Annotated in this window: 20 protein-coding genes and 1 pseudogene; 13 read left to right on the top strand and 8 right to left on the bottom strand. The window is 63.9% G+C overall.

Annotated features, from left to right (window positions below; translation table 11 throughout):
• Positions 1–114: 114 nt before the first annotated feature.
• Entirely contained in the window at positions 115–579 is a 465-nt protein-coding gene (locus APH35_RS05770; RefSeq protein ID WP_012272789.1) for an Lrp/AsnC family transcriptional regulator, read from the top strand.
• Positions 580–597: 18 nt separating this feature from the next.
• On the opposite strand, the gene APH35_RS05765 is transcribed toward APH35_RS05770, so the two are convergent.
• Positions 598–1,449: a LysR substrate-binding domain-containing protein gene (locus APH35_RS05765; protein ID WP_012272788.1), complete on the bottom strand. Its 852-nt coding sequence runs from the start codon at positions 1,447–1,449 to the stop codon at positions 598–600.
• A gap of 279 nt (positions 1,450–1,728) precedes the next feature.
• Here APH35_RS05765 and APH35_RS05760 point away from each other — a divergent pair, with 279 nt between their 5' ends.
• The 6 genes and pseudogenes from APH35_RS05760 (at position 1,729) to metC (ending at position 8,138) form a co-directional block, all read left to right on the top strand.
• Positions 1,729–2,568: a transporter substrate-binding domain-containing protein gene (locus tag APH35_RS05760; protein WP_060514385.1), complete on the top strand. Its 840-nt coding sequence runs from the start codon at positions 1,729–1,731 to the stop codon at positions 2,566–2,568.
• Positions 2,568–3,301, top strand: a pseudogene (locus APH35_RS05755) (ABC transporter permease subunit). The gene APH35_RS05760 and the pseudogene APH35_RS05755 overlap by 1 nt, the downstream one beginning before the upstream one ends.
• A complete protein-coding gene (locus APH35_RS05750; protein ID WP_012272785.1) occupies positions 3,291–3,971 on the top strand; it encodes an amino acid ABC transporter permease in 681 nt (226 codons plus the stop codon). Before APH35_RS05755 ends, APH35_RS05750 begins: the two are co-directional and overlap by 11 nt.
• Positions 3,961–4,779 carry an amino acid ABC transporter ATP-binding protein gene (locus tag APH35_RS05745; protein WP_060514384.1) on the top strand — a complete coding sequence of 273 codons (819 nt, stop codon included), beginning with the start codon at positions 3,961–3,963 and terminating at the stop codon, positions 4,777–4,779. Before APH35_RS05750 ends, APH35_RS05745 begins: the two co-directional genes overlap by 11 nt.
• Before the next feature lie 29 nt (positions 4,780–4,808).
• Complete coding sequence (locus APH35_RS05740; protein ID WP_060493504.1) at positions 4,809–5,399, top strand: cysteine dioxygenase family protein; 591 nt, start codon at positions 4,809–4,811, stop codon at positions 5,397–5,399.
• A 48-nt stretch (positions 5,400–5,447) separates the two neighbouring features.
• The gene (gene metC / locus APH35_RS05735) at positions 5,448–8,138 is read left to right on the top strand and encodes a cystathionine beta-lyase (RefSeq protein WP_060514383.1); all 2,691 of its coding nucleotides are present in this window, start codon (positions 5,448–5,450) and stop codon (positions 8,136–8,138) included.
• On the opposite strand, the gene APH35_RS05730 is transcribed toward metC, so the two are convergent.
• From APH35_RS05730 to APH35_RS05710, 5 genes are all read right to left on the bottom strand, one after another.
• The gene (locus APH35_RS05730) at positions 8,139–9,152 is read right to left on the bottom strand and encodes a methionine ABC transporter ATP-binding protein (RefSeq protein WP_060514382.1); all 1,014 of its coding nucleotides are present in this window, start codon (positions 9,150–9,152) and stop codon (positions 8,139–8,141) included. It abuts the gene before it with no gap.
• Positions 9,153–9,193: 41 nt separating this feature from the next.
• Entirely contained in the window at positions 9,194–9,964 is a 771-nt protein-coding gene (locus APH35_RS05725; protein WP_012272780.1) for a MetQ/NlpA family ABC transporter substrate-binding protein, read from the bottom strand.
• Between the two features lie 26 nt (positions 9,965–9,990).
• Positions 9,991–10,656 carry a methionine ABC transporter permease gene (locus tag APH35_RS05720; protein WP_060493507.1) on the bottom strand — a complete coding sequence of 222 codons (666 nt, stop codon included), beginning with the start codon at positions 10,654–10,656 and terminating at the stop codon, positions 9,991–9,993.
• A gap of 10 nt (positions 10,657–10,666) precedes the next feature.
• A complete protein-coding gene (locus tag APH35_RS05715; RefSeq protein ID WP_060514420.1) occupies positions 10,667–11,890 on the bottom strand; it encodes an SfnB family sulfur acquisition oxidoreductase in 1,224 nt (407 codons plus the stop codon).
• A gap of 117 nt (positions 11,891–12,007) precedes the next feature.
• The gene (locus tag APH35_RS05710) at positions 12,008–12,949 is read right to left on the bottom strand and encodes a LysR family transcriptional regulator (protein WP_060514381.1); all 942 of its coding nucleotides are present in this window, start codon (positions 12,947–12,949) and stop codon (positions 12,008–12,010) included.
• Positions 12,950–13,091: 142 nt separating this feature from the next.
• On the opposite strand from APH35_RS05710, the gene APH35_RS05705 reads away from it, so the two are divergent.
• From APH35_RS05705 to APH35_RS05695, 3 genes are all read left to right on the top strand, one after another.
• On the top strand, positions 13,092–14,234 hold the full coding sequence (locus APH35_RS05705; protein WP_060514380.1) for an iron-containing alcohol dehydrogenase: 1,143 nt from the start codon (positions 13,092–13,094) through the stop codon (positions 14,232–14,234).
• A gap of 44 nt (positions 14,235–14,278) precedes the next feature.
• Positions 14,279–15,622, top strand: coding sequence for an MFS transporter (locus APH35_RS05700; protein ID WP_060514379.1), 1,344 nt, complete (start codon positions 14,279–14,281; stop codon positions 15,620–15,622).
• A gap of 117 nt (positions 15,623–15,739) precedes the next feature.
• Entirely contained in the window at positions 15,740–16,525 is a 786-nt protein-coding gene (locus APH35_RS05695; protein ID WP_012272774.1) for a 2-keto-4-pentenoate hydratase, read from the top strand.
• Here APH35_RS05695 and APH35_RS05690 read toward each other — a convergent pair.
• A complete protein-coding gene (locus tag APH35_RS05690) occupies positions 16,515–17,330 on the bottom strand; it encodes a helix-turn-helix domain-containing protein (RefSeq protein ID WP_012272773.1) in 816 nt (271 codons plus the stop codon). The two genes, APH35_RS05695 and APH35_RS05690, sit on opposite strands and share 11 nt — an antisense overlap.
• A gap of 105 nt (positions 17,331–17,435) precedes the next feature.
• Here APH35_RS05690 and APH35_RS05685 point away from each other — a divergent pair, with 105 nt between their 5' ends.
• The 3 genes from APH35_RS05685 (at position 17,436) to APH35_RS05675 (ending at position 18,502) form a co-directional block, all read left to right on the top strand.
• Entirely contained in the window at positions 17,436–17,750 is a 315-nt protein-coding gene (locus tag APH35_RS05685; RefSeq protein ID WP_060514378.1) for a hypothetical protein, read from the top strand.
• Positions 17,747–18,184: an MAPEG family protein gene (locus APH35_RS05680; RefSeq protein WP_060493511.1), complete on the top strand. Its 438-nt coding sequence runs from the start codon at positions 17,747–17,749 to the stop codon at positions 18,182–18,184. The genes APH35_RS05685 and APH35_RS05680 overlap by 4 nt, the downstream gene beginning before the upstream one ends.
• Before the next feature lie 84 nt (positions 18,185–18,268).
• On the top strand, positions 18,269–18,502 hold the full coding sequence (locus tag APH35_RS05675; protein WP_012272770.1) for a hypothetical protein: 234 nt from the start codon (positions 18,269–18,271) through the stop codon (positions 18,500–18,502).
• Positions 18,503–18,575: 73 nt separating this feature from the next.
• Here the strand turns inward: APH35_RS05675 and ppk2 are convergent, their stop codons facing one another.
• Entirely contained in the window at positions 18,576–19,493 is a 918-nt protein-coding gene (gene ppk2, locus APH35_RS05670) for a polyphosphate kinase 2 (RefSeq protein WP_012272769.1), read from the bottom strand.
• Between the last annotated feature and the right edge of the window lie 72 nt (positions 19,494–19,565).

The raw sequence follows: 19,565 nt of genomic DNA, 5'->3' as shown, positions 1-19,565 counted from the left end.
CCTCCAGTGGAGGAAAATTATTCCAATGAATCGCTGAAATTGGCTTGCGTAGTTGCACTGATACGCAGAGCATTTGGCATCTGCTACCGAATACTTAAAAAAAGAGAACGTTCAATGCCAATCAAGCTCGATGCCATCGACCGCCGCATCCTGCGCGCGCTGCAGCGCGACGGCAGGTTGCAGAATCAGGAACTGGCCAAACAGGTGGGGTTGTCTGCTTCGCCGTGCCTGCGACGGGTGCGGCTGCTGGAGGAGGCTGGGGTGATCGAGCGTTATGTGGCATTGCTGGACCCGGCCAAGGTCGCGCTGGGCCTGACCCTGTTCGTGCGCGTATGGCTGAAGCGTCAGGACCAGGACACCACCGATGAGTTTGTCGAGGCCGTGCGCCAATTGCCCGAAGTGGTGGAGTGCCATGTGATGGCGGGCGACTGCGACTTGTTGTTGCGGGTGGTGGCGGCTGACCTGGAAGCCTATCGGCGCTTTCAGATCAAGCACCTGACCAGCCTGAGCGTGGTGCAGAACGTGAAGACCGAAGTACCGATGGAAAAAATCAAGCTGACCACCGAGCTACCGGTGTAGCTGCGCGGGTGCCAGCCATCACAGCCCCGCGCTGGCGCGCACCATCGCGTAGGCCTGGCGCACCAGCGGGTTGACGGTGTTGGCCCGCACCCACAAGTGGTAGGTGACATCGGGTAGCGCCGGCAGGCCGTCGCTTTGGCCGAGCACACGCATGTCGGGGCCGACCATCTCCTGGCTGCGCGCAGTAATGCCCAGGCCGGCGCGCACCGCTGCCTTGACGCCGATCAAGTTGGACGCCAGGTACGCCTGGCGCCAGGCGATACCGGCCCGTTCCAGGGCCTCCAGGGCCAGTTTGCGGTACAGGCTGGGCTCGTCCACCAGCACCAGCGGCAACGGCTCGCTGGGCAGGTGCTGATACTGCGCCGCGCATATCCACCACACCGGCGAGGTACGCAGCGCAAAGCCTTCCAGGCCCGGTGCGGTGCGGGTTGAAATGACCATGTCGACCTTGCCGCGCTGCAAGTCTTCCATCAGGAACGGGCTGCGGCCAACGTCGATTTCCAGGCGCAGGTTGGGCGCCGAGCGGGCGATGTGGCTGAGCAGTGGCGGCAGGATGGTGTCGGCGATGTCGTGGGGCGAGCCGATCCGCAGCACGCCGCTGGGGCCATCCAGCCGCAGGCCCGCGAGCGCCTCGTCATTGAGCGCGAGCATTTGCCGGGCGTGGCGCAGCAACTGACGGCCAGCGTCGGTCAGCGACTTGTGGCGGCCTTGCTTGCGCAATAGCGGTACACCTACCTGTTGTTCCAGGCGTTGCATGTGTTGGGTGACCGAGGCCTGGGTGCGGCCCAGGTTGCGGCCGGCTTCGGCGAAGCTTGAATGGTCGGCGATGGCGACGAACGTACGAAGCAGGTCGAGGTCGAGGGTGCTCATGGAGTGGGCCAGGCAGCGTTGGGGGAGAGGGGCGCACAGTGCTTTTACATTAATGATGCACGGCTAAAGATAATGAATATTTATCTATTGTTGGGTGCTTGATCAAGAGGCTATCTGTGTGACCCCTATTTTTCGGGGCTTATACCCATTTTGAAAGTTTTCCGTTCATTCAGTGTTATAACGATAGGCGATATTTGAATTTCCCCTCATCCCTGCAACTTTCTAGCATGCGCGCTCATTGGCCGGGTGTTCCGGCTGCCGGGACGAGGAACCCCCATCATGTCGCTGTCCACCATTGCCCGTCGCGGGCTGCTCGCATCGTTGCTGGCCACCACCACGCTGGCCGCCAGCGGCCTGGCCCAGGCCGATGCCACCCTGGACAAGGTCCAGCAACGCCACAAGCTGGCCGTGGGCGTGGTGTTGTCCGGTGGCCCGTTCGGGGCCATCGACCCAGCCACCCGCGAACCGGTCGGTTTCAGCGTCGACCTTGCGCGTGACCTGGCGCGCCAGCTGGGCGTGGCGGTCGACCTCATTGCGGTGCAGCCGGCCAACCGTGTGCAGTTCCTGCAGCAGGGCAAGGTCGACCTGCTGATCGCCAACATGGAATGGACCCCCGAGCGCGACAAGTTGCTGGGCCACGTGCCCACGCCGTTCTACCGCGTGGGCGGTACCGCGGCGCTGGCCAAGGACAGCCCGATCAACACCTGGGCCGGGCTCAAGGGCCAGCCGGTGTGCACTTCGCAGGGCAGCAGCTACACCCAGGCGCTGGTGGAGCTGGGTGCCGACATCAAAGCCTTCAAGACCTCGGCCGAATCGCTGCTGGCCCTGCGTGGCAACAACTGCGTGGCTGCCGTGCACGATGCCACGCTGATCAACCCGCTGCTGGCCAAAGGTGGCGAGTGGAGCGGCTACCGCGCCCTGGCCCCCGAACTCAACCCGGCGCCATCGGTGATCTGGACGCGCCTGGGTGAGACCGACACCCAGCAGCGCCTAGACCCGTTCGTCAAGCAGTGGCACCGCAGCGGCTGGCTGATCGAGCGTGAGCAGGCCAACCACATCACCCCGGCCTCGCCGGCGTTGGTGGAACTGCGTGCCAAGTTGCAGGGCGAAGGCGCCTGATGAGCGAGGTTCTGCACGGGCTGGTCGGGCAGCTCGCCCGGCTTGGCCTGAATTACGGCTTTCTGTTCGAACCTACGCCAGCGGCAAACTGCTCGAGGGCGCGTTGACCACGGTCTACCTGTGCCTGTTCAGCGTGGTCGGCAGCCTTGTGGTTGGCGTCTTGCTGGCGGCGGCGCTTACGTCCGCACGTCGCTGGTTGGCCTGGCCGGCGCGGGCCTTTATCGAGGTCACTCGTAATACGCCGACGCTGGTGCAGTTGTACTGCGCGTTCCTGGTGCTGAACATGCTGATCAACCAGAGCCTGGGCAACGCCAACCCGATGACGCCCTTTGCCTGGGTGGTGCTGGTGATATCCCTGCACAAAGGGGCGTTTCACGCCGAGGCCTTGCGCGCCGGCATCGAGGCGGTGCCGGCAGTGACCCTGGAGGCGGCCAGCTCACTGGCCTTCAGCCGCCGCCAGCAACTGCTGCAGGTACAGCTGCCGCTGGCCGTGCGCTTTGCCTTGCCGGCGCTGGTCAACAACCTTATCGACCTGGTGAAGATGACCGCCGTGGCGTCGGCGATCGCTGTCAACGATATTACCTATGCCTCGATCATGATCTGGACCCAGGGCGACAATGTCATCGAACTGATGATTCTGATCCTGGCGTTCTACGGCCTGCTCAGCTTCGCTGTCAATTGTGCCGGTCGCGCCGTGGAAGCGCGCCTGAGGATGCCGGGTTATGGCCATTGAGAACCTCGCCACACTGTGGCATTGGTCACCGACCCTGGGGGCGGGCCTGTTGCAGAACATCCAGATCAGCGTTGGCGCCATTGGCCTGGGCACATTGCTGGGCTTGCTGATAGGCGTTCTGTCGCTGTCGCCCTTGGCGCCACTGCGCGGTGTCGCACGGCTGTGGGTGCAGGTGTTCCGTAACGCGCCGTGGCTGGTGCTGATCTACTTCACCTCGTACGTGTTCCCGTTCGAAATCCAGGTGGCCGGCACCTGGCTGGCCTTTCCCGACTGGCTCAAGGTCACGATCGGCCTGGCCCTGCCTGCCAGTGCCAACGTTGCCGAGATTTTCCGTGGTGCGGTGGCTTCTATCCCGGCTACCCAGTGGGAGGCTGCGCGTTCGCTGGCCTTCAGCCGCGTGCAGATCTTCCGTTCGATCATTCTGCCGCAGTGCCTGCGGCGCATGTTGCCGCCCTGGATGAACTTGTACGCGGTAGTGACCATGGGCACCGCGCTGGCTTCGCTGGTGGGGGTGCACGACCTGATCGACAGCGCGCAGATTGCCGCCAACACCGTCAACCGCAGCGGCTTCACCGTGCTGGTGTACTTCAGCGTGCTGGCGTTGTTCTTCGCCTACTGCTACCCCATTGCCCGCCTGACCCAACGCCTGGAGCGCCGCTATGCCTTCTGAACCCTTGATCCAGTTGCGCGACGTGCACCTGGCTTTTGCCGACAACCCGGTGTTGCGTGGCATCGACCTTGATGTGCAGGCGGGCCAGGCGGTGTCGATCATCGGCCCGTCCGGCTCGGGGAAGTCGACCATCCTTCGCTGCATGACCGGCCTGCTGCGGCCGCAGCGTGGCAGCATCTGCATTGGTGGTACCCAGGTCGAGCGTTTGCGCGGCGAGGCGGAGCTGATTGCCCTGCGCAAACAGGTGGGCTTCGTCTTCCAGCAATACAACCTGTTTCCCCATTTGAGTGTGCTGGACAATTTGCTGATCGCCCCGACCAAGGTGCTTGGGCGCAACCGCGCCGAGGCCCGCGAGCAGGCCCTGGCGCTGCTCGACAAGGTGCGCCTGGGCCACAAGGCAGCAGCCTTCCCAGGTGAGCTGTCGGGTGGCCAGCAGCAGCGTGTTGCCATTGCCCGTGCCTTGGTGATGCGGCCCAGGTTGATCCTGTTCGATGAAGTGACCTCGGCGCTGGACCCAGAGATGGTTGGCGAAGTGCTGGCGGTGATCCGTGAGCTGACCGAGGAAGGCATGACCTGCGTGCTGGTCACCCATGAAATGCGCTTTGCCGAAGAGATCAGCGACCAGGTGTATTTCACCGAGCATGGCCGGATCGTCGAGCATGGCAGCGCCGAACAACTGTTCCGCGCCCCGCAACACGAGCGTACCCGTGCCTTTCTGCAGCATGCGCTGGGTGAGGGCGGCCAACGCCCGAGCCGCCCGGCGCCCGATGTTTTCAGCAACCTGGGGCGCTACAGCCTCAGCGTGTGACCTCCGCTAGCCAAGAAGAGAAACCGATAATGTCCCGTGAATCCGTGATCCAGCCGTTTCTGGCGCAAGTGCGCGCTATCCATGAGCGTGGTGTCGACCGCGCCGCCCTGCAGCAGATCGTCCGCTTGCTCGAAGGCCTTGCCGAGCGCCGCGAACTGTTCAATTTCGAGCGCTTCCCGGCACCGGACGCGACCACCGGCGAGACCCAGTTCCGCTACCGCCTGAACGATGATGGCGAGTCGCCGACCCTGTACGTCAACTCGCTGCTGCCGGGCAAGGCGACCCTGCCACACAACCATGAGACGTGGGCAATCATCGTTGCCGTCGAGGGGCAGGAACTGAACCGGGTGTATCGCCGCGAAGATGACGGCAGCGACCCGGCCCGTGCACGCCTGGCGCTGGAGCAGGAGATCGTGGTGCAGCCAGGGACCTCCGTGGCGTTCCTGGGTGAAGACCTGCATGGCATTCGTGTGGAGGGAGATCAGCCGACCTTGCACTTTCACCTTTATGGTCGGCCGCTGGAGTCGCTGGAGAACCGTTACGGGGTCAAGGACGACGGCAGCGTGGTGAACTACAACAAATCACAGATGGCGCCTTCGATCGCGGCATACGGCCTTTGATCCGTATTGCCTGAGCTCAACCCTGCAAACGACCACGGACTGCGTCCCATGACTCCCAGCATCACCCCCGCGCTACTGCATGACTGGCTGTTCGACGGCCACGAAATCGCCCTGTTCGACCTGCGCGAGCACGGCCAGTACGGCGAAGCTCACCTGTTCTACGCCGTGAACCTGCCGTACAGCCGGCTGGAAATCGAGGCCCCGCGCCTGGCGCCCAACCCGCTGGTGCGTCTGGTGGTCTACGACGCAACCGGCGGCGAACTGGCGCAGCGCGGCGTGCAGCGCCTGCAGGCGCTGGGCTACAAGGCCGTGCATTGGCTCGAAGGCGGTAGCCAGGGCTGGCAGGCCGCTGGCTTTGAATTGTTCGCCGGTGTGCACCTGCCCTCCAAGGCCTTTGGCGAACTGGTCGAACATGCCTGCCACACCCCACGCATCAGCGCCCAGGAGCTGGCCGAATGGCAACGCCAGGGCAAGCCGCTGGTACTGCTCGATGGCCGGCCACTGGACGAGTTCGCCAAGATGAACATCCCCGGCGCCACCTGCTGCCCCAACGGTGAACTGGGCTACCGCCTGGAGGACCTGGTGCATGACCCCCAAACACCGGTGGTGATCAACTGCGCAGGGCGTACCCGCAGCATCATCGGCGCGCAAACCCTGATCAACCTCGGCATCGACAACCCGGTCTATGCCCTGGAGAACGGCACCCAGGGCTGGTACCTGGTCGACCTGCCACTGGAGCACGGGGGGCGACGCGGGTATCCGCCGCATAGCGGCCAGGCACTGGGGCGGCAACGGGCACGCGCCACGGGGTTGGCGCACAAGGCCGGGGTGCAGTGGGTGGCAGCGGCGCAGGTACAGGCCTGGCAGCAGGACGCACAACGCACGCTGTTCCTGTGCGATGTGCGCACCCCGGAGGAGTTCACCGCTGGCAGCCTGCCCGGCGCGCAGCATTGCCCAGGCGGGCAACTGGTGCAGGGCACCGACTTGTACATTGGCGTGCGCAAGGCGCGCGTGGTGCTGTTCGATGGCGACGGCGTGCGTGCCCCGGTGGTGGCCAGCTGGCTGCGGCAGATGGGGCATGATGCGTACGTCCTCGAAGGCGGCCTGGGCAGTGGCTTGGCATTGCCGGCACAGCCGCCGCTGGCGGTAACCTTGGCCGAAGCCAGCGCTGCAGAACTGGAGGGCGCCTTGCTGCTGGACCTGCGCCCGAGCACGGCCTACCGCCAGCGCCACCTGCGCGGCGCGCAGTGGGCGATCCGCCCAGGGCTGGCCGAGCAGGTGCGTGAGCAGTCTGGGCGCCTGGTGTTCATTGCCGACGACCCTCGCGTCGCCGAGTTGGCTGCCAGCGAACTGCCAGATACACAACGTCGCGCTGCGCGCCTGTTCCCCCAGGCGTTGCTGGCCGAGTGGCCGCAGGCCGCGGACGACACCTCGTTGCCAGACGCCGCCTGCATCGATTTCCTGTTCTTCGTCCATGACCGACACGCCGGCAACAAGGAGGCGGCACGCCGCTACCTGGCCTGGGAGACCGGGCTGATCGCACAGATGAGCGCCGCCGAGGTTGCCAGCTTCACCCCCCTGACGCACAGCGACCCGATCGCTACACGGCTGGTGCATGCCGGGCGTGGCGAATCGGGCCAAGGGGCCCACGGCGTCAACCCACCGGTCAGCCGCCTGAGCACCGTGCTGTTCGACAGCGTCGCCGAACAGCGTGAAGCGCGCAGCCATCGGGACCAGCAACGGGTGCTCAGCTACGGTGCCCGTGGCAACCCCACGGCCTTTGCCCTCGAAGACCTGGTCAGCGAACTGGAAGGCGGCTACCGCTGCAAGTTGTTCGTTACCGGGCTGCAAGCCATCACTCAGGCCTTTCTCGCCTACTTGCGCCCCGGCGACCATGTGCTGCTCAGCGATGGGGTGTATGGCCCGGTGCGGCGCCTGGCGCGCGAGCTGCTGCAGCCGTTCGGTGTGCAAGTCAGCTATTTCGCCGCCGATGGCCACGGCCTGGAGGCCGCGTTGCGCCCGAACACCCGCATGGTCTACAGCGAGAGCCCGAGTTCGTTGCTGTACGAGCTCAATGACCTGCCGGCCATGGCTGCGTTGTGCAAGCCGCGCGGGATCCTGCTGGCGGTCGACAACACCTGGGGTTCGGGTTACTTGTACCAGCCGTTGGCATTGGGCGCAGACATCTCGGTGATGGCCCTGACCAAGTACGTGGGCGGGCACAGCGACGTGATGATGGGCAGCGTGTGCACCACCCAAGAGGCCTTCGCCGCGTTGTCGCGCAGCAGCGATACCTGCGGCTGCACGGTCAGCCCGGACGATGCTTGGTTGGTGCTGCGTGGGGCGCGCAGCCTGGCCAGCCGCATGGTCGTGCACGCGCGCCAGGGCCTGGAGATCGCCCAGTGGCTCCAGGCACGCGAGGACGTGGCGCGGGTGTATCACCCGGCGTTGCCGGAGCACCCGGGGCATGCCCTGTGGCGCCGCGACTTCAAGGGCAGCAATGGCCTGCTCAGCCTCGAACTGGCCGACGCCAGCCTGGGCCGGGCAGAAGCGTTCATCGATCGCCTGCGCCTGTTCGGCATCGGTGCCTCCTGGGGTGGCTACGAGAGCCTGGTGACCCTGGCCGAGCTGGGTGAGCGCAGCTTCGCAACCCCGGTGCGTGGTGCATTGGTGCGCCTGCACGTGGGCCTGGAAGAGGTCGGCTCGCTACAGCGCGACCTCGACCAGGCGCTGCGCTGATCAGGCCCAGTCGGCGCGGTCTGCCAGCAACCTGGCCTGGCGCAACAGCTCGTCGTCTGGCGTCGCGCTGGCGATGGCCAGGCGCAGTTGCCCAAGGAACCGCCCCTGGATAGAGGCGATCGTGCCCGAGAACAGGCTCACCCCATCGCCCAGCGCGGCACCGATGGCCGCCAGATCGGGCTTCAGCCCTTTGCCGCCGGTGTAGTGCAGGTCGAGGTAGCGTTTGTCGGCAGCAATGGCCTGTGCTGCAGGCGCGGCCTCGCCGAGCAACGTGCGGCTGACGGCGTGCTGCGGGTTGCCGAACACTTCCCACACCGCGCCCGTTTCGACGATGCGGCCTTGTTCCAGTACCGCTACACGGTCGCACAGATCACGGATTACCTGCATTTCGTGGGTGATCAGGACGATGGTCAGGCCCAGCCGCTGGTTGATGCTGCGCAGCAGGTCGAGGATCGCCTGGGTGCTTTCCGGGTCCAGCGCCGACGTCGCTTCGTCGCACAGCAGAATCTGCGGCTCCAGCACCAGCGCCCGAGCAATGCCGACGCGCTGCTTCTGGCCGCCGGACAGTTGCGCGGGGTAGGCGCCGCCACGGCCGGCCAGGCCGACCAGGCGCAACAGCTCCGCCACCCGGGCGCTGCGCTGTGCTTGCGGCACCCCGGCCATGCGCATTGGCAGCTCGATGTTCTGGGCGACCGTGCTATTGGCCAGCAGGTTGAAGTGCTGGAAGATCATCGCCACCTTGCGCCGCAGCGCGTGCAAGGGCTTGCCTTGCAGCCCGGCGATGTCCTGGCCGTCGATCAGTACCTGGCCGGCGCTGGGTGCTTCCAGGCGGTTGAGCAGGCGAAGCAGCGAGGACTTGCCCGCGCCGCTGCGGCCGATGATGCCGAACACCTCGCCCCGGCGCACTTGCAGGTCGATGGCGTCGAGCGCGCTGACGGCGCCATAGCGTTTGTGGATGCCGCGCAGGCACAGGTGCGCGTCGGTTGGCTGGATTTGCTGCTGGTAACGGCTCATGTTCGGGTTCCATGCCCTCCGTCACCAGAGGGCGTCAGGGGTCAGAAACCAGGGGCGATCTGGCCTTTGTAGCGGGTCAGGATGAAGTTGCGCACTTCAGGGGAATTGAGTGCCTTGGCCAGCTTCTGGATACCCGGGTCCTGCAGGTTGTCGGGGCGGGCGACCAGGTATTCCACGTACAGGTCCTTGCCTTTTTCAACAATCAGCGCGCTGTTGGTATCGATGCCGGCCTCCAGTGCGTAGTTGGCGAAAACGAAGGCCAGGTCGACCTGTTTCACCGAGCGGGCCAGCATGGCGCCTTCCAGTTCGCGGATCTTCAGGTGGTGGGGGTTGTCGGTAATGTCGCGCTGAGTGGACTGCGGGTTGGCCGGGTCTTTCAGCGTGAGCAGCCCGGCCTCGGCCAGCAGTACCAGGGCACGGCCAGTGTTCACCGGGTCGTTGGGAATGGCGACGCTGGCGCCATCGGGCAGCTCGGCAAGGGTTTTGTACTTGGCCGAATAGGCGCCGAATGGCTCGATGTGCACGCCTACCACCGGCACCAGGTCGGTGTGCCGGGTCTTGTTGAAGTCGTTGAGGAATGGCCGGTACTGGTAGTAGTTGGCGTCCAGGTTCTTCTGCGCCAGTTGCAGGTTGGGCTGGATGAAGTCGTTGAACACTTTGATGTCCAGGTCGACCCCTTGCTTGGCCAGGGCCGGTTTGACGAACTCGAGGATTTCCGCATGCGGTACCGGCGTGGCGCCAACCACCAGGTGTTCGGCGGCCTGGGCACTGAAGGCGAGGAAAGCGGCGAGGGCGGTGAGGGTCTTTTTCATGGTCAGTACCTGAGAAGAGTCGGGGTTCAGCGGCGGGTGAAGTGTCTTACCAGGCGGTCACCGCTCATCTGCAGCACCTGCACCAGCAGGATCAGCAGCAGCACGGTGACCACCATCACATCGGTCTGGAAGCGTTGGTAGCCGAAGCGGATCGCCAGGTCGCCCAGGCCGCCGCCGCCGATCACACCGGCCATGGCGGTGTAGTCGACCAGCACGATGGCGGTGACGGTGACCGCCGCGATCAGCCCGGTGCGCGCTTCGGGCAGCAAGGTGTAGCGGATGATCTGCGCGATGCTGCCGCCCATGGCCTGGCTGGCTTCGACCAGGCCACGGTCCACTTCGCGCAGCGCGGTTTCTACCAGGCGGGCGAAGAATGGCGTGCAGCCGACCACCAGCGGCGGGATGGTGCCCTTCACGCCCAGCGACGTGCCGGTCAGCAGGGTGGTCAGCGGAATCAGCACGATCAGCAGGATGATGAACGGCAGCGAGCGCAGCACGTTGACCACCACCGACAGGCTTCGGTACAGCGGGCCGTGCGCCAGTAACTGGCGCTGCCCGGTCAGGTACAGCAGTACGCCAAGGGGCAGGCCGAAGAGCACGGTAAAGCCCAGTGCGGCGCCCAGCATGCTGAGCGTTTCCAGGCAGGCCTGGGCGATTTCCGCCCAGTCGACGTTGGTCAGCAGGTCATTCATTGGCGTGGCCTCAGTTCCAGTCATGGCGAGGCGGCTTGACGCCGTTCAGTGCCCAGTTACCGACCAGGTGGTACTTCCAGCGCACCGGGTCGTGCAGGGTGTGCACGCGGGCGTTGCGCCAGTGGCGGTCGAGATTGTGCCGGGTCAGCGACGAGCGCGTGCCGCCCAGTTCGAACAGGCGGTTACTGGCTTCGATGGCGGCCTCGGTGGTCAGTACCTTGGCCTTGGCCACTGCAATCGAAGCCAGGGCCACGTTGTTTTCATCAGGGGCGGGTTTGGCCGCATCCAGGGCCTGGCCTGCACGTTCGAGCAGGGCTTCGGCGGCTTCCTGACGAATCTCCAGCGAGCCGACCTGGATGATGGTCAATGGGTCTTCGCTGGCCTTGTCGACCTGGGCATCGATCCACGGCCGGGCATGCTCACGCACGAAGGCGAGGGTGTCGTCCAGCGCTGCGCGGCCGATGCCGGCGTCGATGGCCGCTGTGGTCAACTGAGCGAAGGGGCCGGCGAGGGTCGGGCTTTCGTAGGAGCGGTAGCTGGGGAACAGGTTGAATGCCGGCACCCGCAGGCCGTCGAGCAGCACCGTGCCGCTGGACGTGGTGCGCTGGCCCATGCTGCTCCAGTCATCGACGATCACCAGGCCGGCGCTGCCTCGTTGCACGAAGGCCAGTTGGGCACGGTCCTGCTCGTCCAGGGCCAGCACGCCGAGCCAATGGGCGTACAGCGAGCCGGTGCAGTAGCCTTTGCGCCCGTCGATGCGGTAGCCATCGCCCTCGGCGACCAGGCGTGTGCGAATGTCCTGGACGGTTTTGCCGCCGGTTTCCGACAGGGCGTTGGCAAATCGGTGCCCTTGCAATACCAGATCGTAGAAGTAGCGTTGCTGCTCTGGCGTGCCTTGCAGGCGTATGTCTTCGAGCAGGCAATAGTGGTTTTGCGGAATTTGCCCAAGGGATGGGTCGGCAGCGGAGACGATGGCGATCACGCGGGCAAGCGTGGCGAACGATACTTCGGCGCCACCGTAGGCCCGCGGCACGGTGATGCCCCATAGCCCGCTGTTGGAAAAGGCGTCGACGATGTCGACCGGTACTTCGCGGTTGCGGTCGCGTTCGGCTGCGCCCTCGCGCAGCAGTTCGGCGACTTGATGGGCGACGGCAAGCGCCTCGGCGTCATCGCGAATGATGTGCGCCGCTGGCGTGCGGATTTCGTAGTTGGCGGATACGGTAGGGGCAGGCATGAGCAACTCGTCGTGTAGGCGGATACCTTCACGTTGCAGCTGCTGTGCCAACCTTTAAAGCCAATGAAATCAGGCTTTTAGCTTAGTGTTTCGAGGGGTATCTGCCTGAAAACCCAACTAACTGTTGTTGCACTGTCGGCCCTGCAACAGCAGCAGTTCACTGAGCTTGTCCATGGCCGGTGTCGCCTGGCTGCCTTTACGGGTAACCAGCTCGTAGGGGTCGCTGACCGAGCCCATGCTCAGGGGCAGAATGCTGACCTGTTGATTCATCGCACATTGCCGGGCCACGTCGATCGACACCAGAGCGACGAAGTCAGGGCGGTTTTGCAACAACGACAAGGTTGCCAGGATCGAGGTGGTTTCAACCAGGTGCAGCGGGAAGCGCAGCCCGGCATCGTGGAACTCGCGCTCCAGTTGCACGCGCATCGGCATGTTGGCCCGGTACACGATCCAGCGGCTCTCGGCCAGCTCGTCAAGGCTCAGGCTTGCCGCATGCTTTAACGGGTGGTCGATGTTGGCGATGACCGCCAGCGTCTCATCCTGGACAAAGGTGCTGGCGAACAACTGTGGCGTGTTGCTGACGCTGGTGCGGCACAGGGCGATGTCCAGGCGGCCGCTCTCGATCTGCGCCAGCAATGACTGGCTGGTGTCCTCGATGATTTCGAACGACATCTGCGGCTGGATGCCGGCCAGCTGAGACACGGCTTTCATCAGCAACGGCACGGCGCCCATGATCGCCCCCACCGCCAGCCGGCCGCCAACCCCACGCAGGATGGCATCCAGGTCATGCCGCAGGTTGGCGATATCAGTCTGTACCACGCGGGCGTAGCGGATGGCGCAGTGCCCCGCGGCCGTAGGCTCCAGCCCGCGGTTGGTGCGGTTGAACAGCACGGTGCCGAAGGTGGTTTCGATTTCCTGCAATGCCTTGCTGGCACCAGGCTGGGTAAGCCCGACGCTGCCTGCTGCACCGAGCAGCGAGCGGTGCTCGTCCAGCTCGATCAACAAGCGCAGGTGGCGGGCGTGCAGGCGGGACATGATCGAATTGAGCGAGGGGGTCATCGGGTATGCATCCTGGTTATACCGATATGGATTGTTCTCAATACCATGGCCAGCCGTGCATTCCTATACTGGCGCTGCACAGCGTCGCTTCCCTTGCGGTTGAGACGCCCAGAACAATAAAGCCAGGAGCCTGCCAAGCCTTATGTCCCTGATCAACTACGTCACCCAGATTCAATTCGAAATCGGCGCCATCGCCCGCTTGCCTGCCGAGTGCGAGCGCATTGGTATAACCAGGCCTTTGATCGTGACCGACCGAGGCGTGCGCGCTGCCGGTATTGTCGATACGGCGTTGAACACCTTCGGCGACAGCACCGCGCAACTGCCGATCTATGACGGTACGCCACCCAACCCCAACGAGAATGCCGTGCGTGAAGCCGTGGCCATGTTCAAGGAGTGCGGCTGTGACGGCATCATCGCCATTGGCGGCGGTTCGGCGATCGACCTGGCCAAAGGGGTGGCGGTGTGTGCCCGACACGATGGCCCCTTGAAAAGCTTTGCGGTGATCGAGGGCGGCCTGGCCCGCATCACCCCGGCAACCGCGCCGGTGATTGCGGTACCGACCACCGCCGGCACGGGCAGCGAGGTAGGGCGGGGCGCCATCCTGATTCTGGATGACGGGCGCAAGGTGGGGGTGATCTCGCCCCATGTGGTGCCCAAGGCTGCCATCTGTGACCCGGCGTTGACCCTTGGCCTGCCGGCACAGCTCACGGCTGCCACTGGCATGGATGCGATTGCCCACTGCCTGGAAACCTTCATGGCCCCTGTATTCAACCCGCCTGCCGACGGTATTGCCCTTGACGGCCTGTGGCGCGCCTGGCGCTTCATCGAGAGCGCCACCCGCGAACCGGGCAACCTGGACGGGCGCATCAACATGATGAGTGCCTCGCTGCAAGGTGCGTTGGCTTTCCAGAAGGGCCTGGGCTGCGTGCACAGCCTTAGCCATGCGCTGGGCGGGATCAACCCGCGCCTGCATCACGGTACCCTCAATGCGATCTTCCTGCCTGCCGTCATCACCTTCAACCGCCAGGCCGAAACGGTGCTTGACGAGCACAAGATGCAACGCATCGCCCAGGCGATGGGGTTGGCGGACGACAGCCAGATCGAAGAGGCCATCCGCAACATGACCCGCACGCTGGGCCTGCCGACCGGGCTGCGCGAGCTGGGCGTCAGCGAGGACCTGTTCCCGCGCATCATCCAGGGCGCGCTGGCCGACCACAGCCACCGCACCAACCCGCGCGAAGCGTCTGCCGAGGACTACCAGGGGTTGCTTGCAGCGTCCATGTAAGCCGTTACTCGCGGTTCTTCCAATAACAACAAAAGTGAACGCCCATGAATAGCAAATATGCGCAAGCCGAGCTTGCAGGTTCGCCGGAAGCGGTCGCCAGCGCGAACCCCTTCAGAAAGTACCAGGTCATCACCGTCAGCCTGTTGCTGGTGATTGGCATCATCAACTATGTCGACCGCAGTGCGCTGTCGATCGCCAACACGTCGATCCAGCGCGACATGGGTATCACGCCGTCACAGATGGGCATTCTGCTGTCGGCGTTTTCCCTGGCGTATGCCTTTTCGCAACTGCCCCTGGGCATGATCATCGATCGCCTGGGCAGCAAGATCTCGCTGGGGGCGGCCTTGTTGGGCTGGTCGGTGGCGCAGACGGCTTCCGGCCTGATCAACAGTTTCTCAGCGTTTATCGGGCTGCGGGTGGTGCTGGGGATTGGCGAAGCGCCGATGTTCCCGTCGGCGGCCAAGGCGCTGGCAGAATGGTTCGAGGCCGAAAAGCGGGGGACGCCGACCGGCATCGTACTGTCATCGACCTGCATTGGGCCGTGCCTGGCGCCGCCGTTGCTCACGTTGCTGATGGTCACCTGGGGGTGGCGCGGCATGTTCATCGTCACCGGGGTGTTTGGCATCTTGGTCGCCGCCTGCTGGTTCGCCTTCTACAAAAGCAAGGCGCGCTACCTGGCCGAACTGCCTGCCGAAGAGCGTGAGCGGCTGCTGGCGACCCAGGCGTGTAAACAGCCGGAGGCAAGTGCCAGGCCGAGCCTGCGGGCACAACTGGCGGCGTGGGCCGAGTTGTTCCGCCACAAGAGCACCTGGGGCGCTGTATTGGGCTTCATGGGGGTGATCTACATGCTGTGGCTGCACCTGACCTGGTTGCCGGGCTACTTCGAACGTGAGCATGGCTTGAGCCTGTACCAGACGGCCTGGGTGGTTTCGCTGGCCTATGTGTTCGGTGCGCTGGGCACCATTGTCGCGGGACGCATCTGCGACCGCCTGGTGAAAAACGGCGCCAGCGTGCTGGGTAGCCGCAAGCGGGTCGTGGTGACGGCGTTGTTCGCGGCGGCGGCATTTACCGTTCCGTTGTCGTTCGGTAGCGGTTTCATGCTCAGCGTGGCATTGCTGTGCTGCGCGTTGTTCAGTGTGAACATGGCCAGCTCCACCGCCTGGATGATCGCCAATACGGTGGTTGACAGCCAGCGTGTGGCCTCGTTTGGCTCGATCCAGAACTTCGGCGGCTACCTGGCGGGCTCGGTGGCACCGATCGTGACCGGGTTCAGCATCCAGCAGACCGGGTCGTTCGCTTCGGCATTCCTGATCAGTGCAGCGGTGGCGGCAGTGGCGGCGATGGCTTATGTACTGTTGCTGAAGCAGCCGGTTTCAACGGATCAGTGATCGTCATGCCGATTCATAACGGCTTGTTATGCCAGGCATCATGACAATATATTTACCCTCATCAATTTCAGGCCCTAGCATCTGTTGCCCGCCATCGCCCATTTCCATGAGGTTTTGATGAACAGTTCGCTCTTCGTACACCAACGCACCGCAGCCCTGTTAATGCAGCACTGGCGCAGTGGTGACCTGCTGACGGAACTGCCCGCCAGCCTCAAGCCTGAGACGTTGAAGCAAGGTTATGACAGCCAGGACCAGTTGTTTGCCGCTGCCGCTGGCCAGCGCGCAGGTTGGAAGCTGGGCGTCGGCAGCCCCGCAGCCATGCGAGCAGCCAACTTGTCGCGGCCACTGATTGGCCAGCTGGAGGCGGGGCGTTGTCATGCGGATGGCGCACACATCCAACTGCCGGCCATTACACCGGTGACCATCGAGTGCGAGATCGCCTTCGTGCTTGACCGTGATATCCCGCCACAAGCTGGGCGGGCCCCGGTCAGTGAGGACATCCGCGCTACCTGCGTCACCTTCGAAGTGGTGCGCTCGCGCTTTGTCGACCGCAAGGCGGTCGGCTGGCCGAGCTTTGTGGCAGACAACGTAGGCTTCGAGGCGCTGGTGGTCGGCAGCAGCCTGGGCGCAGGCATCGCTGTACCGCTGTTGGCCGACCTGGCCGAAACCACCGAGGTGCACGTAGACGGTGAATTGCGGGCGCGTGGCCTGTCGGGCGAAGCGGCGACCGACCCGCTGGTGTCACTGGCCCACCTTTATGCACATGCCGCCGAACGCGGCGAGACCTTGAAGGCAGGTGATGTGGTGACCACGGGGGCCATGTGCCAGCCCTTTGACCTGGATGGAACCGGGTATCGGATAAGCGCCAGGTTCCTTGGCCAGGTGCTGTCGTTCACGCTGTAACGGCCGACCATTGCTCGAACGCCGCCTGCATCCTCTGCCGGGTCTGTGGGTCGGCGGGGATCAGGTGTTCGATGCGCAGTGATTCCACCGTGATATCCAGCGGCATGCCGAAGGTGGTGAACGTGGACAGGAACCTCAGCTCGCCATAGGGGCTATGCACACGCGTCAGCAGCACTGGTGTGGCAGCCGTTTCGAGCGGGCTGCCCGGAATCGGCAGTTTGCCCAAGCGCTCTGCCAGCGCCGGGTTGCCTGCCGCCTCCCTGGACGCACGTTGCCAGGCAGCGCTGCGAATTTCTTGCGCATTGGCCAGATGATCGCCCAGGCCGCCGGGGCAGAGCAGTGTCTGCAGCAGGTTGAGGCCTGTGGCCGGCTGTGCTGTAACGCCGGCCATCGCCAACAAGAGCCCGGTACTGGTATTGGCGGCGATGACGTCCCAGTTGCTGTCGATGACGATCGCAGGTGCGGGGTTGTTGACCTGCAGGATGTGTTCAATGGCGGCATGCACCAGCGCCAACTCGGGCGCATCGAGTGGCGAGGCCGCGTAGCGGGGCGCGTAGCCGGCAGCGACGAACACTTCATTGCACAGCTCCAACGGCGCGCCAAGGGCCGAAAGCAGCGCATGCAAGGTGCTCGGGCTGGCCCTGGCGCGGCCGGTCTCCACGCAGCTCAGATGGCGCTGCGACAGCCCCGCCAGCAGCGCCAGGTCCAGCTGGCTGAGGCTGGCCTGCCGACGCAGGTGGCGTAGATGCTGGCCTGCCGAAGTATGTGGGGCAGGGCTATTGCGATGGAACAGGTGCTGATTCATGCGTGGCCTGATCGTCCTTGAGTGCAATGTACATGACCTCACTGGTCATTGAGCGCCAACAACCCTACCACTACTGTGCCCGCAAACCCTACCAAGGAGAACGATATGGGCTTGCGTATCTGCGCGCTGGCAGTGCTGATGCTGTTTTCGCTGTATACCGGCTGGACGATGCTGATTGCCGAGCAATCACTGCTGGCGTTCGGGCTGGCGCTGTTGTCCCGGCCGGACACTGCCCAGGTAGTCATCGACCTGTACCTCATGGCGGGGCTGGCTTGCCTGTGGATGGTCAAAGACAACCGACTACGGGGCAGTGCCGGCGTCGCGGTGCTGCCTTACCTGCTGCTGACCGTTGTCTTCGTTTCGCTGGGGCCGTTGTTGTACCTGGTGATACGAGGCGTTGCCGGAGGGCGACAGCCATGAGCGGTGCCTTGCAGGTGTACGCGTTGTGCGTGGTCGTGCTGTTTCTCAAGATGTTGTTGGTTTCCTGTTATCAGGGCTATCACCGCTTGCGTTTCGTGGCCTTCACCAACCCGGAGGACGCCGCTGTATTCAAACGCGCCGCACAGGCCACGGAACGCCCGCAGGTGTTGCGTGCAGCCAAGGCATGGGCCAATGACCTGGAAAATATCCCGTCCTTCTTCGCCCTTGGTGGCTTGGCCATCGCCCTCGACACACCGGCGGCGCTCGGTGCCTGGTTAAGCATCGTGTTCACCTGCGCCAGGGCCCTGCACACTTGGGCCTATCTGGCGGGGGTGCAGCCCTGGCGAACGCTGTTCTATGGCGTCGGGGTGGTCTGCCTGTTGGGCTTGTGCGCAATCATCGTGCTGAAGGTACTGAAGGGTTTGCTTCACTGATTCTGGCGAAAGAGCAAAGTTTGCATGAGTCAACTTGATGCTTTCCCGCATTGCTACTAATACTTAGGTACTGCCGGGAGAGGGATGATCATGCAGACGCGCTTTGTGGTGGTTCCAGCGGTGCCGCTCAAGAAAGAAATCTATCCACGCAACCTTGGCTTTCCCGCCACATTGGCGGCGGGCTATGACTTGTATGACACGCAAGAAAAGCTGCGTCTGAGCCTGCACTACCCGACACGCGCCGAAGCTGAGTTTCAATGTGCATGCCGCAACCGTTGTCGGGATGCCGACGAGGCGGATATCGCGGGAATTGGTTGAGCCCAGTGCAACATTGATACATGCAGAAAACCAAGGGCCGCCAGGCGGCCCCAATGCGTTGGGCTGACAGGCGTCAATAAATCTGCGGCACGATGATATCCATCGGCGTCGGGTTGCGAATGTAGTCCTCCTTCCTGACCCGTTGCGGCAGCTCGATCATCGGCACCTCCACTTCTTCATAAGGCATTTGCCCCAGCAGGTGGTGGATGCAGTTGAGCCGGGCTTTTTTCTTGTCGTCGGCCTGTACCACCCACCAGGGTGCCTCGGCGATGTGGGTGCGTTCGAGCATGATTTCCTTGGCCTTGGTGTAGGCCTCCCAGCGCCGGCGTGACTCCAGGTCCATGGGGCTGAGCTTCCATTGCTTGAGCGGGTCGTGCAGGCGGCTGAGAAAGCGCAGGTGTTGTTCCTGGTCGGAAATGGAAAACCAGTACTTGATCAGCTGGATGCCTGAGCGGGCGAGCATGCGTTCGAACTCCGGTACCGTGCGGAAAAACTCCTCGTACTGGTCGTCGTTGCAAAAGCCCATGACCTTTTCCACGCCGGCACGGTTGTACCAGCTGCGGTCGAACAGCACGATTTCGCCTGCCGCCGGCAAATGCGGAACATAACGCTGGAAGTACCATTGCGTGCGTTCGCGATCATTGGGGGCGGGCAGGGCGGCCACCCGACAGACACGGGGGTTGAGGCGCTGGGTGATGCGCTTGATCACGCCACCTTTGCCAGCCGCGTCACGGCCCTCGAACAGGATCACCACCTTGTGGCCGGTCTTGACCACCCAGCTTTGCAGCTTTACCAATTCCCCTTGCAGGCGGAACAGCTCGCGAAAGTAAGTCCTGCGTGCGGCTTTTTCGCTGCCATCCTCGACATGTTCATCAAACAGCGCATTCAGGTCATGGCCGTCTTCGGCCAGTTCCAGTTCCAGTTCTTCATCGCTGTGGTCAAGCAGTTCGCGGTGGATGCGCCGCATCAAGGCGTGTTCTGTGGCGGTCATGGCAAAGGCTCTCGTTAGCGGAAATGGCCAAGTGATAGTCCGCTTCGGTTACCAAGGCATGACATCAAGTTG

It is taken from the genome of Pseudomonas sp. NBRC 111132, assembly GCF_001320565.1.
GTDB classification, from domain to species: domain Bacteria; phylum Pseudomonadota; class Gammaproteobacteria; order Pseudomonadales; family Pseudomonadaceae; genus Aquipseudomonas; species Aquipseudomonas putida_P.
The sequence above is the reverse complement of the archived record's forward strand: the minus strand, read 5'-3'. Positions and strand labels throughout refer to the sequence as shown.

Coding starts and splice junctions, on each gene's coding strand:
- APH35_RS05770 (WP_012272789.1), top strand. CDS start 115: ATGCCAATCAAGCTCGATGCCATCGACCGCCGCATCCTGCGCGCGCTG.
- APH35_RS05765 (WP_012272788.1), bottom strand. CDS start 1,449: ATGAGCACCCTCGACCTCGACCTGCTTCGTACGTTCGTCGCCATCGCC.
- APH35_RS05760 (WP_060514385.1), top strand. CDS start 1,729: ATGTCGCTGTCCACCATTGCCCGTCGCGGGCTGCTCGCATCGTTGCTG.
- APH35_RS05750 (WP_012272785.1), top strand. CDS start 3,291: ATGGCCATTGAGAACCTCGCCACACTGTGGCATTGGTCACCGACCCTG.
- APH35_RS05745 (WP_060514384.1), top strand. CDS start 3,961: ATGCCTTCTGAACCCTTGATCCAGTTGCGCGACGTGCACCTGGCTTTT.
- APH35_RS05740 (WP_060493504.1), top strand. CDS start 4,809: ATGTCCCGTGAATCCGTGATCCAGCCGTTTCTGGCGCAAGTGCGCGCT.
- metC (WP_060514383.1), top strand. CDS start 5,448: ATGACTCCCAGCATCACCCCCGCGCTACTGCATGACTGGCTGTTCGAC.
- APH35_RS05730 (WP_060514382.1), bottom strand. CDS start 9,152: ATGAGCCGTTACCAGCAGCAAATCCAGCCAACCGACGCGCACCTGTGC.
- APH35_RS05725 (WP_012272780.1), bottom strand. CDS start 9,964: ATGAAAAAGACCCTCACCGCCCTCGCCGCTTTCCTCGCCTTCAGTGCC.
- APH35_RS05720 (WP_060493507.1), bottom strand. CDS start 10,656: ATGAATGACCTGCTGACCAACGTCGACTGGGCGGAAATCGCCCAGGCC.
- APH35_RS05715 (WP_060514420.1), bottom strand. CDS start 11,890: ATGCCTGCCCCTACCGTATCCGCCAACTACGAAATCCGCACGCCAGCG.
- APH35_RS05710 (WP_060514381.1), bottom strand. CDS start 12,949: ATGACCCCCTCGCTCAATTCGATCATGTCCCGCCTGCACGCCCGCCAC.
- APH35_RS05705 (WP_060514380.1), top strand. CDS start 13,092: ATGTCCCTGATCAACTACGTCACCCAGATTCAATTCGAAATCGGCGCC.
- APH35_RS05700 (WP_060514379.1), top strand. CDS start 14,279: ATGAATAGCAAATATGCGCAAGCCGAGCTTGCAGGTTCGCCGGAAGCG.
- APH35_RS05695 (WP_012272774.1), top strand. CDS start 15,740: ATGAACAGTTCGCTCTTCGTACACCAACGCACCGCAGCCCTGTTAATG.
- APH35_RS05690 (WP_012272773.1), bottom strand. CDS start 17,330: ATGAATCAGCACCTGTTCCATCGCAATAGCCCTGCCCCACATACTTCG.
- APH35_RS05685 (WP_060514378.1), top strand. CDS start 17,436: ATGGGCTTGCGTATCTGCGCGCTGGCAGTGCTGATGCTGTTTTCGCTG.
- APH35_RS05680 (WP_060493511.1), top strand. CDS start 17,747: ATGAGCGGTGCCTTGCAGGTGTACGCGTTGTGCGTGGTCGTGCTGTTT.
- APH35_RS05675 (WP_012272770.1), top strand. CDS start 18,269: ATGATCATGCAGACGCGCTTTGTGGTGGTTCCAGCGGTGCCGCTCAAG.
- ppk2 (WP_012272769.1), bottom strand. CDS start 19,493: ATGACCGCCACAGAACACGCCTTGATGCGGCGCATCCACCGCGAACTG.